Source organism: Streptococcus equinus (genome assembly GCF_900101445.1).
GTDB classification, from domain to species: Bacteria; Bacillota; Bacilli; order Lactobacillales; family Streptococcaceae; genus Streptococcus; species Streptococcus equinus_B.
In genome coordinates, this window is the sequence record NZ_FNKE01000001.1 from 288,346 (window position 1) to 302,729 (window position 14,384).

Sequence of the window (14,384 nt, forward strand, 5' to 3'; positions counted from 1 at the left end):
ATTTAGTTAGGTGAAATAAGATAATAAATTGAAAGGAGCTCACGTATGACTTATTTAGTAACAGGAGTAACAGGCGGACTAGGTGCAAGTATTTTAGAGCATTTATCAAAACAAGTATCTTTAAAAGAAATTTCGGTCTTGGTTCGGTCAGAGCAGAAAGGTGAATATTTTAAAGAAGCTGGTTATGATGTACGTATTGGAACTTATTCAGATAAGGATGAGTTGAAAAAGGCATTTGAAGGTATTGAAACTTTAATTTTTGTTTCAGGTATTCCAGGACAAGATCTTTCTCGCGCTGAGCAGCATCAAAATGTGATTGGAGCAGCAAAAGCAGCAGGGGTTAAAAATATTCTTTATACAAGTATTTCAAACGGTGAGCACTCGACAGCGGTTCTGGCACCAGATCACATTGTTACTGAAAAGTTAATTCAAGAATCCGGTTTGAATTATAAAATTTTACGAAATAATTGGTATTTAGAAAATGAACTGAATAACTTGGAAGCAGCAGCTAATGGTCAAGATTTTATTTACGCTGCTGGCGATAGCAAAGTTGGTTGGGCACTTAGACGTGAATACGGAGAAGCTATAGCTAATGCGGCCGTACAACCTTTTACGGAAAATAAAATCTATGAATTATCTGGTAAGTTAATTAGCTATGCAGAATTAATTAGAGATTTTAAAGTGGCAACTGGATCAGATTTTTCTAGTTATTCTATCTCAATCGCTGATTATAAAGCGGGACTTGAAAAAGCAGGATTTCCTGAGGCTGCTGTTGCTATTGTGGCTGGTATTCAAAATGATATTTTACAGCATCAGCTTGAAGTGTCTCATAGTGATTTAGAAGAACTGCTTGGGCATCCTCAGGTACCGATTGTTGATGCATTTAAGGAGCTCATCCCCGCTTAATAACGAAAATAGAACCAAACCTATTTACCTTAATTAACTACTAAAAAAGCTAGAAGTTTTAACTTCTAGCTTTTATCTTTAATAGTCGATTTTGCGTTCTTCGGTGATTAGTTTTGCCATTTGATCAGGATTTATGATATGAATCTGATGGCCTGTTTTTTCAATCATTTCTTCAGCGCGAAGTGCTTTTACCATTCGTGCAATGGTTACTGAGTGCATGCCTAGGTAGCAGGCAATTTCTTGATAGGTAAAGAATGTGTTTAAGGCTAGATTACCAGCTTCACACGGTTCAGCCTGATCAAGTAAGAAGCGGCAAAATTGCACCAATGCTGGTTCATTTTTGCTGCTGTGAAAATGTTCCATAAGATAAATATGATTTTCAGTCAATGTATTTAACATCAGGCTAACAACTGAAGGAAAGCCCAACAATTCTTGAAATTGACGATTAGAAATGCGGTAAGCCACGCAAGGCGTTTTAGCAACAATTGAAAATGATTTTTTTCCGTAGTAGTTCAAGTGTAGCGTGTTCATCAATGGCACGAAGCCGACAAATTGTTGCTTTTTAAAGTAAAGGTAGGTTGTTTCTCTACCATCGCAAGAAATAGATGAAAGAGCACAAATGCCTGAAGATAGGATATAAATATCACCGCTTGTTTCGCCAGCGACGGATTGTGCGAGATTATCTCCCTTTTTAAAGGTCACACGTTCGCCGTATTGATAAAGTTCTGTAATATCTAGTGTAGAGTGCATAATTGCCCTTTCTAAATTAACATAGGCTATATAACTATATAGTTTACGTTAAAAAAGCGTTTTTATCAAGCTAAAAAATTAGAAGAAGAGCTTAAAAACATCTTGATAATGATGTTTGAAGTGGCTATTTTTGCGCCAAATAAAGGTAAAATCATGGCTCATGGCAGGAATATCCAAAGCAATTTTTTTAAGTTTGCCTGCCGAAATTTCTTTTTGAACAACGCTTTGATAGACAAAACTAATCCCCAGATTTTTTTGAACCAGCTCACAAATGGTATTGAGGCTGCCAATTTCGGTGATTTTGCTAAAATCTGAAATAGTCAGATTGGCTTCTTTGAGCGTGATTTCAAGCATCTCACGTGTTCCAGACCCTTGCTCGCGCACGATGATAGGATAGGCTAGTAGATCTTCTAAAGAATAGCTACCGCTTGCTAGGGGTGAGTCAGGAGAAGCGACAGCGATGAAAGGTTCTGTGCGATAAGGCAGAAAATCATACTTTTCTTTTGAAAAGAAACCTTCGATCAAGGCAAAATCAATCTGCCCATTATCAATAGCCTTCAGCAGTGTCTCGGTATTGTCCACCAGCATTTTGACTTGGAAGTTTGGGTGATTTGCCAAAATATCCACTAAAGAATCGGTCAAAACATACTCGCCAATGGTTAAAGTCGCCCCAAAATTTAGTGGCTGCAAATCTTGCTTGAGTTGTGTTTTGAAATGCTTAATGTCAGTGTCCATAGTCGTCAGCAAATCAAGCAATTCTTTGCCACTTTGTGTCAACTGACAGTGCTTGCCAGAAAAAGTGAAGAGTTTGGTCTGATATTCGGTTTCCAAAGCCTTGATATGCTTAGTGACAGCAGGCTGAGTGATATGCAGTTCCTTTGCGGCTTGGGTGAAATTAAGCGTTTCGCAGACTTTCATAAAAGTAAACACACGATAATCAAGCATGACAAATCTCCTTTGCGATTATTATTTGTTATTGTATCATAATAAATCATAATTTTACATTATGGATTGAGCGCGCTATAATGAGTGACGTGAAAAGGAGTTCATTATGTTATCAATTCAGAAAAAAGCGCCAGGAGTGATTCTTTGTGCGATTTTAGCTGTGCCAGCTTGGTTTTTAGGGCAAGCCTTTCCTTTGGTCGGTGCACCAGTTTTTGCCATTTTACTTGGCATGCTTGTTGGAAGTTTCTATCAGAAACGTGATAAAACAGCCAAAGGCATTGCCTTTACTTCAAAATACATTTTGCAAACGGCAGTCGTTTTACTAGGATTTGGGCTTAATTTGACGCAGGTCTTGAGAGTCGGTGCTCAGTCTTTACCAATCATTTTCTCAACCATTGCAACCTCATTGATTGTAGCCTTTTGCTTGCAAAAATGGTTGAAGTTAGACGTTAATACAGCAACCTTGGTCGGCGTTGGCTCATCGATTTGTGGGGGGTCAGCTATTGCAGCGACAGCGCCAGTTATTAAAGCTAAAGACGAAGAAGTGGCTAAGAGTATCTCAGTTATCTTCCTCTTTAACATTTTAGCAGCGCTTATTTTCCCAACATTGGGTGATATGCTTGGTCTTACGAATCATGGTTTTGCTCTTTTTGCGGGGACAGCTGTCAATGACACTTCATCTGTAACAGCGACTGCAGCGGCATGGGATGCCATTCATCACTCGAATACCCTTGAAGGGGCGACCATTGTTAAGTTGACACGCACGCTAGCTATTATTCCGATTACACTTGGTTTGTCATTTTATCAGGCTTATAAAGCGTCGAAAAATGGCGGAGCTTCTGAGAAGACTTTCAGTCTAAAAAGAGCCTTTCCGATGTTTGTGCTTTATTTCTTGCTAGCCTCAGTTGTCACAACACTTGCAAGTGCTCTCGGATTTGATACTATGATTTTTGACCAGCTTAAAGTACTATCAAAATTCTTCATCGTCATGGCGATGGGAGCTATTGGACTTAATACAAATCCAGTCAAATTAGTAAAAACAGGTGGACAAGCAATTGGCGTCGGTGCAGCCTGCTGGGTAGCCATTACTTGCGTTAGTCTCTTGATGCAACATATTTTAGGTATTTGGTAAAAGGTGAAAAAGAAACAATGTTTGTCATTTTTCAAGCATTGTTTTTTTATTTTTGAGAAATGCACTTATTTCTTGAAAACGTTTCCTATAGTGCTATAATGGACTCATATGGACTTGCTTAAAGCTCATAATAAATAGCGAAGCTATTAGCTAAAAAAGCAAGAAAGGGAGATATTATGGCATACAAAACAACTTATCCTTACACAAACGAAGTTCTTAAAAGCTTTGATAATGCGACTGATGCAGATTTAGAAGCTGCTTTGGCAAATGGGCATGCGCTTTATAAGAAGTGGCGTGCTGAAGGTGGCTTAGCAGAGCGAAAAACACAATTGCATAAGATTGCTGACCTGCTTCGCCGTGACGTCGATAAATATGCTGAAGTCATGACAAAAGACATGGGAAAACTCTTCACAGAAGCTAAAGGCGAAGTCGAACTTTGTGCTCAAATTGCGGATTACTACGCTGACAAAGCTGAGGAATTTCTCAAACCTCGTCCGCTAGAAAATATTAACGGCGATGCTTATTACATTAAGCAAGCTACAGGTGTTTTGGTAGCTGTTGAGCCATGGAATTTCCCATTCTATCAAATCATGCGAGTCTTTGCTCCGAATTTCATGATTGGAAATCCAATGATTCTAAAACATGCGTCAATTTGTCCTGCGTCAGCTCAAGCTTTTGATGATTTGGTCTTGGAAGCAGGAGCTCCAGTTGGGGCTTTCAAGAATCTTTTCTTGTCTTACGACCAAGTTTCAAAAGCTATTGCAGACCCACGTGTGGTTGGTGTTTGTTTGACAGGTTCTGAACGTGGAGGAGCTTCTATTGCGGCAGAAGCAGGGGCTAATCTCAAAAAATCATCCATGGAACTTGGTGGTAATGATGCCTTTATTATCTTAGAAGACGCTGATTTTGACTTGCTTGATAAGACCATCTTCTTTGCTCGTCTTTACAATGCTGGTCAAGTTTGTACGTCATCAAAACGATTTGTCGTTGTCGGACAAGAAAACTACGACAAATTTGTCGATATGGTGGTTAAACATTTCAAATCAGCCAAATGGGGTGACCCAATGGACCCAACGACAACTTTAGCGCCATTGTCATCTGCTGCAGCCAAAGAAGAAGTTCTTGGCCAAATCAAGCTAGCCAAGGAAAATGGTGCGACAGTCGTTTACGGTGACCAACCAATTGACCACCCAGGAAACTTTGTCATGCCAACAGTTTTGACAAATATTACCAAAGAAAATCCAATTTATAACCAAGAAATCTTTGGTCCAGTTGCTTCAATTTACAAAGTGGATACCGAAGCAGAAGCCATTGAGCTTGCAAACGACTCAAGCTATGGTCTTGGTGGGACTATCTTTTCTAAGAATCTTGAGCACGCCAAAGAAGTGGCAGCCAAGATTGAAACTGGTATGTCCTTCATCAATTCAGGATGGACGTCACACCCAGAAATCCCATTTGGTGGTATTAAAAACTCAGGCTACGGTCGCGAATTAAGCGAACTTGGCTTTGACGCTTTTGTCAACGAACACCTGGTTTTTGTCCCAAATGATTAACCAGCTCTCCTTTTATTAAATCCCATACACGAAAACCACTGCCTGAGCCTCGGGAGGTGGTTTTTCTTTTCCTAAAAGTCCTAACAAGCAATGCAACAGCCTTTTTGCTATAATAAAACCATGAATGAACTGATTAAACATAAATTGGAGTTGCTGCCAGATAGCCCTGGTTGCTATATCCATAAAGATAAAAACGGCAAGATTATCTATGTCGGAAAAGCCAAGAATCTGAAAAATCGTGTGCGTAGCTACTTTCACGGCAGCCACAATACCAAGACCGAACTTTTGGTTTCTGAAATTGAAGATTTTGAATACATCGTTACTGGGTCAAATACCGAAGCTCTGCTTCTTGAAATCAACCTGATTCAAGAAAATATGCCCAAGTACAACATCAAACTAAAAGATGATAAATCTTACCCATTCATCAAAATCACAGTGAATGAGCAGTACCCGCGTTTGATGATTACTCGCCAAATCAAAAAAGACGGTGCCATGTATTTTGGTCCTTACCCTGATTCAGGGGCGGCGACAGAGATTAAACGACTTTTGGACCGCATTTTTCCTTTTAAAAAATGTACCAATCCAGCTAATAAAGTTTGTTTTTATTACCATTTAGGCCAATGTAAAGCTCATACCATCTGTCATGTGGATCATGATTATTTTGTTCAGATGGCACAGGATGTGAAGAATTTCTTGAATGGTCAAGATAATAAAATCGTTGATGGCTTAAAAGAGAAGATGCAAAAAGCTTCTGACATGCTGGAGTTTGAACGCGCAGCAGAATATCGTGATTTGCTGCAAGCCATCTCAACCCTTCGTACCAAACAACGTGTTATGAACCAAGACATGATGGACCGTGATATTTTTGGTTATTATGTCGATAAAGGCTGGATGTGTGTGCAGGTTTTCTTTGTTCGCCAAGGAAAACTCATCCAACGTGATGTCAACATGTTTCCTTACTACAATGACCCTGAAGAGGATTTCTTGACTTACGTCGGGCAATTTTACCGCGACAGCAAACATTTTATTCCAAAAGAAATCTTTATCCCTCAGGATATTGATGAAGAGTTGGTCAAAGCAGTGGTAGATACCAAAGTCGTCAAACCACAGCGCGGTGAAAAGAAACAGCTGGTCAATCTAGCCACAAAAAATGCACGTGTCAGTCTGCAACAAAAATTTGATTTGTTAGAAAAAGACATTCGTAAAACTCACGGTGCTATTGAAAATATCGGTGAATTGCTCAATATTCCAAAACCTGTGCGCATCGAAGCTTTTGATAACTCAAATATTCAAGGGACAAGCCCAGTTGCTGGTATGGTTGTTTTTGTAAATGGGAAACCTAGTAAGAAAGATTACCGTAAATTTAAGATTAAAACTGTGGTTGGACCAGATGACTACGCCAGCATGCGCGAGGTTATTTACCGCAGATACAGTCGTGTCATGAAAGACGGGTTGACACCGCCAGATTTGATTATCATCGATGGTGGTCAAGGTCAGGTAAACGTCGCGCGTGATGTCATTGAAAATAAACTAGGTCTTGATATTCCAATTGCTGGTCTGCAAAAAAATGATAAGCACCAAACGCATGAATTGCTTTTTGGTGACCCTTTGGAAGTGGTTGAATTGCCACGAAATTCAGAAGAGTTCTTCTTGCTGCAACGCATTCAAGACGAAGTGCACCGCTTTGCCATCACCTTCCACCGTCAATTGCGTTCTAAAAATTCATTCTCATCAAAACTGGACGGCATTGCTGGCTTAGGACCAAAACGCAAGCAATTACTCATGAAACATTTCAAGAGCTTGCCAAACATGCAAAAAGCAGACGTTGAGGATATCATCAATTGCGGCATCCCACGAAACGTTGCCGTAGCTGTTAAGGAAAAATTGACTGAAGAAATGAAAAAATAATTTGAAAACACATCAGAAAACTTTCTTGAAATTTTCTGCTAGGATTGTAATCTATTTTAAACTGTGCTAACATGGATAGGGATTTTTAAGGAGATACGCATGTTTAAAAAAATGAAGCAAGGCCTCTCTCAGTTAAGTCAAAGGAGCACTTGGCTGCCAAGTATTGTTATTCTTGTGGTAGCTTTCTTGCTCTTGCTTCCCCAAATCATGTCTCGTGGAGTTATTGCGGGTAGTGATTTTCTCTTTCACTACAATCGTTTCTATGAGACAGCGATGCAACTTAAGACTGGAAATTTTAGCTATTTCATTTCCTTATACGGCTTTTACAGTTCAGGACGTATTGTCAATGCTTTGTATGGTCCGTATTTTGCTTATTTTCAAGGGCTTTTAGTTCTTATCAGTAAGAATTGGTACACCTACCAATTGCTATCGCGCTTCTTACTAAGTGTTATTGCTGGTTTTTCGATGTATCGATTAAATCGCAGAGCACTTGTTAAGCCAAAGATAGCTTTGGGTGTCGCAGCCTTTTACATGATGACGTTTTCGGTTCAGTACTGGACCTTTAGACAAGGTTTTTCAAGCTGGGGCGCAGCTTTTATGCCATGGTGTTTAATCCCAGCTGTTGACTTTATCAGAACGAAAAAAGTAGGTGTGCTGCGCTTGGCAGTAGCAGTGGCAGTTATGATGCAAGTCCACATGCTTAGCTGTTTCTTGTTAATCTTGGCTTACTTGCCATTTTACTTGTACGGCTTTTTCAAATCTGACAAGAAAAAAGAAGTCTTTATTAAGGGCGTTCAAGCTGTTTTGCTTAGCCTTTTACTAACAGCAAACGTCTGGGCAGCTTTGGTTGATGTTGGACGTAGCAACAATTTGGTTGAGCCATTCATCAATTCAAAATTGTACATTATGACCGTCAACCAACGCAGTATCGAGTGGTTGTTAACGCCTAAGGCGCTTGTTTTGGTACTTTTGTATCAACTGTACTTTTCATTTAGACACTGGCGTCATTTTGATCAATTGCTGCGCGTGGTGACAGGGGCATTTTTCCTTTTCTTGGTACTATCAAGCAGTATTTTCCCTTGGTATACGGTCAACCAATTGAATCTTCCGCTGGTTAATCTGATTCAATTTCCATTTCGTTTCTTTGTGCCAGCCACTGTCTTGTTGCTTTTAGCAGCGGCTATGGTTTTGGATCGTTATTTTGATAAAAAATGGTCAAAAATCGTTACTGTCGGATTAATTGTCATCAATGTTTTAAGCCTAGCACAGTTATCACAATTGCAGAGCGAAAAGATTGATGAGTATTACAATACTAAATACCCAATTCAACGTAAGAAGCACACCTTTATCTGGGGAAATCCTGCCGATGTGCGAGCAAGCTTTTACGACTCAGATAAATTTAAACTGCTGGATATTGTGTCAAAATCAACGCCTGATTATTTGCCGGCTGACAAATCAAACAAAGAAAACAAGTATGTCTTGTATGAAGAATTTGTCTTAGGCCATACTGATTTATTCAAAAAAACACAAGGAGATAATGAGCTAACCTTCACTTGGTATGCAGATACCAGCGATTGGGCGATTATCCCAGCTGTTAAGTATAAGGATACTGAGTTGACGCTTAACGGCAAAAAACTGAGCGATAAGGATTATTCTTTGTCTGGTATTGGCACACCAACCGTGATGCAAAAAGCAGGAAAAAATACGCTAACCATTACTTACCACATCAGCACTTGGTTTAAGGTATTGATTGTCGTGAACATCCTCTCATGGCTAGCAACCCTAGCTTACCTCATTAAGAAAAAAACGATGAAATAATAACTGATAACCAGAACGCAAGTTCTGGTTTTTCTTTTTAAGTCGACTTAATTTTTGGATCAGCAGCCGTGCAAAATAGCTGTAAACTCTTCCAAAAAATGATAAAATAAAAGAGCATAGAATTAAAAAAGGAGGGTCGCTTATGAAATTTCTAGAATTGAATAAAAAGCGCCATGCCGTCAAAACTTTCAATGACAAACCCGTAGACTATAAAGATTTGCGTACTGCTATTGAAATTGCTACCTTAGCACCTAGTGCTAATAACATTCAACCATGGAAATTTGTGATTGTTGAAGAGAAAAAAGCAGAACTGGCTGAACATCTCCCAGATATTAACAAAAAACAAGTTGAAGAAGCTCAATATGTTGTGGCACTCTTTACAGATACTGATTTAGTGCAACGGTCTCGCAAGATTGCTCGCATTGGTGTCAAATCATTGGACAATGCTAAGCTAGAATATTATATGGAAACTTTGCCAGCACGTTATGCAGAATATGATGACAAACGTAAAGGCGAATACCTAACACTCAATGCTGGTATTGTTGCGATGAATCTGGTTCTAGCTTTGACTGACCAAGATATTTCATCAAATATTATTCTTGGTTTTGACAAATCTCTGCCAAATGACATTCTAGGAATTGACAAACGTTTCCGTCCAGAACTTTTGATAACAGTTGGTTACAGCGATGATAAACCAGAACCAAGTTATCGTTTGCCAGTGGATGAAATCATCGAACGTCGATAAGCAGAACTTTTTAAGCTTTATGCATAAAACTTAGTGAAGAATTTACCAAACTAGGTTTACAAATCTTAAAATATGAGTTACTATTGGTAAGTTGGCTCAAATGATAAAATAACGTAGCTTTTCTGTGAAAGAGAAGCTACATTTATGGAGGAGTTATAAGAAATGACAGTAGACTTTAAAGCAGAAGTTGAAAAACGTAAAGATGCCATGATGGAAGACCTCTTTGCACTTTTGCGCATCAACTCTGAACGTGATGACAGCAAAGCTGATAAAGAGCACCCATTCGGACCTGGTCCAGCAAAAGCATTGGAACACTTCCTTGCAATGGCTGAACGCGATGGTTACAAAACTCGTAACATCGACAACTACGCTGGTGACTTTGAATTTGGTGAAGGTGACGAAGTACTTGGTATCTTTGCTCACTTAGACGTTGTGCCTGCAGGTAGCGGTTGGGAAACTGACCCTTACGAACCAGTTATTAAAGACGGTCGTCTTTATGCGCGTGGTTCTTCAGATGACAAAGGTCCAACAATGGCATGTTACTATGCCCTTAAAATCATCAAAGAACTTGGTTTGCCAGTATCTAAACGCGTTCGTTTCATCGTTGGTACTGACGAAGAGTCAGGTTGGGGCGATATGGAATACTATTTCGCACACAACGGTTTGAAAGATCCTGATTTTGGATTCTCTCCAGATGCTGAATTCCCAATCATCAATGGTGAAAAAGGTAACATCACTGAATACCTTCACTTCGCAGGTGAAAACAACGGTGCTTTCACTTTGAATACTTTTGAAGCTGGTCTTCGTGATAACATGGTACCAGAATCAGCAACTGCAGTATTTACAGCAGACAGCACTTTGGCTGACCTTCAAGAAAAATTAGCTGCATTTGCGGCTGCTGAAAACCTTGAAGCAGAACTTGTTCAAGAAGGTGACGCTTTCCGCGCAACTGTTATCGGTAAATCAGCTCACGGTTCAACTCCAGAACTTGGTCTTAATGCAGCAACTTACCTTGCTAAATTCTTGGATCAATTTGCTTTTGATGGCGCAGCTAAAGTTTACCTTGACACAACAGCTAACGTTCTTCACAAAGACTTTGCTGGTGAAAACCTTGGCGTTGCTTACACTGATGCGAAAATGGGTGCACTTAGCATGAACGCTGGTGTCTTCAAATTTGACCGCAACTCAGATGACAACACAATCACTCTTAACTTCCGTTACCCACAAGGTACTGATTCTCAAACAATCAAAGCTGAGCTTGAAAAACTTGACGGAGTAACAGCCGTGACATTGTCAGACCACGAACACACTCCACACTATGTTCCAGCTGATGATCCATTGGTTTCAACACTTCTTTCAGTTTACGAAAAACAAACTGGCTTGAAAGGTTACGAACAAGTTATCGGTGGTGGTACATTTGGTCGTCTTCTTAAACGCGGTGTTGCCTTCGGTGCGATGTTCCCAGACTATGTGAACACAATGCACCAAGCAAACGAATTCGCAGATGTTGAAGATCTTTACCGTGCAGCTGCTATCTACGCTGAAGCACTTTACGAATTGATCAAATAATACAGAAAAAAGAAGAGGGCTTTTGCGTTAGCAAAAGACTCTTCTTTATTTTTTAGGAAGAAGTGATTGTATGGATAGCCTTGAACAATTAGTGGCTGATATTATGGCTGATGAGCAAAATGCCTCATACACCGAGCAAGGCATTAAGCCACTTTTTACCGTTCCAAAAGCCGCTCGTATCAATATCGTCGGCCAAGCTCCTGGTATTCGAGCGCAAGAATCGGGACTTTATTGGAATGACCCGAGTGGGGATAATTTACGAAAATGGTTAGGCGTTGACCGTGAGACATTTTATAACTCTGGACTTTTTGCGGTAGTACCCATGGATTATTATTTTCCAGGTAAGGGGAAATCAGGTGATTTAGCGCCGCGAAAAGGTTTTGCGGATAAATGGCACAAGCGCACCCTAGCTTTAGCACCCAATATAGAGTTGCATATTTTAGTTGGTTCTTATGCGCAACGCTATTATTTGAAGCAAAAATCCTCAGCTAAGCTTACGGATACCGTCAAACACTATAAAGACTATTTGCCAGAATTTTTCCCATTGGTGCACCCATCGCCACGAAATAACATTTGGCAGCGCAAGAATCCATGGTTTGAAGAAGAAGTCATCCCAGACCTTCAAAAGCGTGTCAAAGCTATTTTAGAAAAATAGGTATTAAAAAACTCGCCATCGTCTGGCGAGTTTTTCTTATTTTCCAAGACAGAATTGTGTGAAGAGTTTTGTGATGAGTTCGTCTGGTGCGGCTTCACCAGTGATTTCACCAAGAATTTCCCAACAACGTGTCAAATCAATTTGTAGAAGGTCAACTGGCATACCAGCTTCAAGTCCTTCGTTGACTGATTGTAAGCTTTGTACAGCTTTTTCAATCAAGCCGATGTGACGGGCATTTGAAAGGTATGTTGCATCTTTTTCAACGATACCAGCGTTGTCAAAGAAGAGTTGGTTGATACGTTCTTCAATCAAGTCAATGTTTTGATTTTTAAGAACTGAGATGCGGATGACATCATCAGGCAACTCATCAGCTTCGATTTTTTCTGGTAAATCAGTTTTATTAAGCAAGATAATGCGGTTGCTATCCTTACTGAGTTCGAGAAGAGCACGGTCTTGGTCAGTTAGTGGTTCAGAGCTGTTAAGGACAAGAAGGACCAAATCAGCTTCCTCTAGAGCTTTTTTAGAACGTTCCACACCGATTTTTTCAACCACGTCATCTGTTTCACGAATACCAGCGGTATCGACCAATTTCAAAGGCACACCTTTGATGTTGACGTATTCTTCAATCACGTCACGAGTTGTTCCTTCGATATCAGTAACGATAGCTTTGTCTTCACGGAGCAGATTGTTCAAAAGACTTGATTTCCCAACGTTTGGACGACCGATGATAGCAGTTGACAAGCCTTCGCGCAGAATTTTACCACGTTTTGCAGTAGCCAAGAGATTTTCCAAAAGGTTTTGGAATTCTTGTGTTTTTTCACGGATAAGTGCTGTTGTCATTTCTTCCACATCGTCGTATTCAGGATAATCGATGTTTACCTCAACTTGAGCAAGGGTATTTAGGATTTCTTGACGGGTATCATTGATAAGTTTTGAAAGCGAACCATCAAGTTGTTTAACAGCGATATTCATGGCTTTGTCAGTTTTAGCACGGATAATATCCATAACAGCTTCCGCTTGAGTCAAGTCCACACGACCATTCAAGAAAGCACGTTTGGTAAATTCTCCAGGTTCAGCCAGACGAGCACCTTGACGAAGAAGAAGTTGCAAGATTTCATTAGTGACAGCAACCCCACCGTGTGTGTTGATTTCAATGACGTTTTCACGCGTGAAAGTCTTTGGTGCCAACATGACAGAGACCATAACCTCATCGAGAATTTCATCATTATCAGGGTCAACAATGTGCCCGTAATTAATCGTATGTGAGGCAACTTTTGACAAATCTTTACCACGATAAACTTTTTGGGCGATAGCTAGCGCATCAGTTCCAGAAAGTCGGACAATTCCGATAGCCCCTTCCCCTAAAGGTGTTGAAATCGCAGCAATTGTGTCGAATTCTTTTGTAATCATTTATGTCATTCCAATCTAGTTTTTCAAAAAATATCTTATTTAATTGTAACGCAAAAAATTTTTTCAAGCAATAGAAGAGGGCTGAAAGTAAAGGAGCAGAAAAGCGATTTTTGAGTAATCCATTGTAGCGAAAACACCCTAAATCATGATATAATAGTTAGTTGGAAATAGGTAATTTTTGTTTTACATATAAATTTAGGTGAGGTTGTTATGGAAAAACTTAAAAAAATGGCTGGTGTTACAGCTGCTCAGTATGTGAAAGACGGCATGGTCGTTGGACTTGGAACTGGTTCAACAGCATATTTCTTCGTTGAAGAAATCGGTCGTCGTATGAAAGAAGAAGGTCTTAAAGTTGTCGGTGTGACAACTTCAAGCCAAACAACAGCTCAAGCAGAAGGCCTTGGTATTCCTTTGAAAGCTGTTGATGATATCGATGTTATCGATGTAACTGTCGACGGTGCTGATGAAGTGGATAAAAACTTCAACGGTATCAAAGGTGGCGGCGGTGCTCTTCTTATGGAAAAAATCGTTGCTACACCAAGTAAAGAATACATCTGGGTTGTTGACGAATCTAAAATGGTCGACACACTCGGTGCTTTCAAATTGCCAGTTGAAGTTGTGCAATATGGTGCTGACCGCATTTTCCGTGAATTCGAGAAAAAAGGTTACAAACCATCATACCGCATGGCAAACGGCGAACGCTTTGTCACTGATATGAAAAACTATATCATCGACCTTGACCTTGGTGCTATTAAAAATCCAGTCGAACTTGGTAAAGAATTGAAAGCCATGGTCGGTGTTGTTGAACACGGTCTCTTCAATGGTATGGTTAACAAAGTTATCGTTGCTGGTAAAGACGGCGTTAAAATTTTAGAAGCTAAATAAAGAAAGTTTACAGGAGATGGTTTGACTAAGAATAGCCGATAGTCTCCTGTTTGCTATGTTATCGCAAAAAATCAAATTATTATTTCTAATCCTGCATACCTTGCAGTT

Annotated in this window: 12 protein-coding genes; 9 read left to right on the forward strand and 3 right to left on the reverse strand. The window is 39.8% G+C overall.

Annotation, left to right across the window (positions count from 1 at the left end; translation table 11 throughout):
- Positions 1-45 precede the first annotated feature (45 nt).
- Positions 46-906, forward strand: a complete 861-nt coding sequence (locus BLR83_RS01415; protein WP_074559798.1) for an SDR family oxidoreductase — start codon at positions 46-48, stop codon at positions 904-906.
- Positions 907-984: 78 nt separating this feature from the next.
- On the opposite strand, the gene BLR83_RS01420 is transcribed toward BLR83_RS01415, so the two are convergent.
- Positions 985-1,656 carry a Crp/Fnr family transcriptional regulator gene (locus BLR83_RS01420; protein ID WP_074482065.1) on the reverse strand — a complete coding sequence of 224 codons (672 nt, stop codon included), beginning with the start codon at positions 1,654-1,656 and terminating at the stop codon, positions 985-987.
- A gap of 78 nt (positions 1,657-1,734) precedes the next feature.
- Positions 1,735-2,601, reverse strand: a complete 867-nt coding sequence (locus BLR83_RS01425) for a LysR family transcriptional regulator (protein ID WP_074559800.1) — start codon at positions 2,599-2,601, stop codon at positions 1,735-1,737.
- A 106-nt stretch (positions 2,602-2,707) separates the two neighbouring features.
- Here BLR83_RS01425 and BLR83_RS01430 point away from each other — a divergent pair, with 106 nt between their 5' ends.
- The 7 genes from BLR83_RS01430 (at position 2,708) to BLR83_RS01460 (ending at position 11,981) form a co-directional block, all read left to right on the forward strand.
- Positions 2,708-3,733 carry a YeiH family protein gene (locus BLR83_RS01430; protein WP_074559802.1) on the forward strand — a complete coding sequence of 342 codons (1,026 nt, stop codon included), beginning with the start codon at positions 2,708-2,710 and terminating at the stop codon, positions 3,731-3,733.
- Between the two features lie 176 nt (positions 3,734-3,909).
- Positions 3,910-5,286: an NAD-dependent succinate-semialdehyde dehydrogenase gene (locus BLR83_RS01435; protein WP_074559804.1), complete on the forward strand. Its 1,377-nt coding sequence runs from the start codon at positions 3,910-3,912 to the stop codon at positions 5,284-5,286.
- A gap of 120 nt (positions 5,287-5,406) precedes the next feature.
- A complete protein-coding gene (uvrC, locus tag BLR83_RS01440; protein ID WP_074561082.1) occupies positions 5,407-7,194 on the forward strand; it encodes an excinuclease ABC subunit UvrC in 1,788 nt (595 codons plus the stop codon).
- Between the two features lie 99 nt (positions 7,195-7,293).
- A complete protein-coding gene (locus tag BLR83_RS01445; protein ID WP_074559806.1) occupies positions 7,294-9,012 on the forward strand; it encodes a hypothetical protein in 1,719 nt (572 codons plus the stop codon).
- Positions 9,013-9,154: 142 nt separating this feature from the next.
- Positions 9,155-9,757, forward strand: a complete 603-nt coding sequence (locus BLR83_RS01450) for a nitroreductase family protein (protein ID WP_074559808.1) — start codon at positions 9,155-9,157, stop codon at positions 9,755-9,757.
- A gap of 162 nt (positions 9,758-9,919) precedes the next feature.
- Positions 9,920-11,326: a dipeptidase PepV gene (gene pepV / locus BLR83_RS01455; protein WP_074559810.1), complete on the forward strand. Its 1,407-nt coding sequence runs from the start codon at positions 9,920-9,922 to the stop codon at positions 11,324-11,326.
- Positions 11,327-11,396: 70 nt separating this feature from the next.
- On the forward strand, positions 11,397-11,981 hold the full coding sequence (locus tag BLR83_RS01460) for a uracil-DNA glycosylase family protein (protein WP_074559812.1): 585 nt from the start codon (positions 11,397-11,399) through the stop codon (positions 11,979-11,981).
- A gap of 36 nt (positions 11,982-12,017) precedes the next feature.
- Here BLR83_RS01460 and mnmE read toward each other — a convergent pair whose 3' ends face one another.
- Positions 12,018-13,391: a tRNA uridine-5-carboxymethylaminomethyl(34) synthesis GTPase MnmE gene (gene mnmE / locus BLR83_RS01465; RefSeq protein ID WP_074559814.1), complete on the reverse strand. Its 1,374-nt coding sequence runs from the start codon at positions 13,389-13,391 to the stop codon at positions 12,018-12,020.
- A gap of 210 nt (positions 13,392-13,601) precedes the next feature.
- Here mnmE and rpiA point away from each other — a divergent pair, with 210 nt between their 5' ends.
- Positions 13,602-14,276, forward strand: a complete 675-nt coding sequence (gene rpiA, locus BLR83_RS01470) for a ribose-5-phosphate isomerase RpiA (protein WP_074559816.1) — start codon at positions 13,602-13,604, stop codon at positions 14,274-14,276.
- Positions 14,277-14,384: the final 108 nt, after the last annotated feature.

Coding starts and splice junctions, on each gene's coding strand:
- BLR83_RS01415 (WP_074559798.1), top strand. CDS start 46: ATGACTTATTTAGTAACAGGAGTAACAGGCGGACTAGGTGCAAGTATT.
- BLR83_RS01420 (WP_074482065.1), bottom strand. CDS start 1,656: ATGCACTCTACACTAGATATTACAGAACTTTATCAATACGGCGAACGT.
- BLR83_RS01425 (WP_074559800.1), bottom strand. CDS start 2,601: ATGCTTGATTATCGTGTGTTTACTTTTATGAAAGTCTGCGAAACGCTT.
- BLR83_RS01430 (WP_074559802.1), top strand. CDS start 2,708: ATGTTATCAATTCAGAAAAAAGCGCCAGGAGTGATTCTTTGTGCGATT.
- BLR83_RS01435 (WP_074559804.1), top strand. CDS start 3,910: ATGGCATACAAAACAACTTATCCTTACACAAACGAAGTTCTTAAAAGC.
- uvrC (WP_074561082.1), top strand. CDS start 5,407: ATGAATGAACTGATTAAACATAAATTGGAGTTGCTGCCAGATAGCCCT.
- BLR83_RS01445 (WP_074559806.1), top strand. CDS start 7,294: ATGTTTAAAAAAATGAAGCAAGGCCTCTCTCAGTTAAGTCAAAGGAGC.
- BLR83_RS01450 (WP_074559808.1), top strand. CDS start 9,155: ATGAAATTTCTAGAATTGAATAAAAAGCGCCATGCCGTCAAAACTTTC.
- pepV (WP_074559810.1), top strand. CDS start 9,920: ATGACAGTAGACTTTAAAGCAGAAGTTGAAAAACGTAAAGATGCCATG.
- BLR83_RS01460 (WP_074559812.1), top strand. CDS start 11,397: ATGGATAGCCTTGAACAATTAGTGGCTGATATTATGGCTGATGAGCAA.
- mnmE (WP_074559814.1), bottom strand. CDS start 13,391: ATGATTACAAAAGAATTCGACACAATTGCTGCGATTTCAACACCTTTA.
- rpiA (WP_074559816.1), top strand. CDS start 13,602: ATGGAAAAACTTAAAAAAATGGCTGGTGTTACAGCTGCTCAGTATGTG.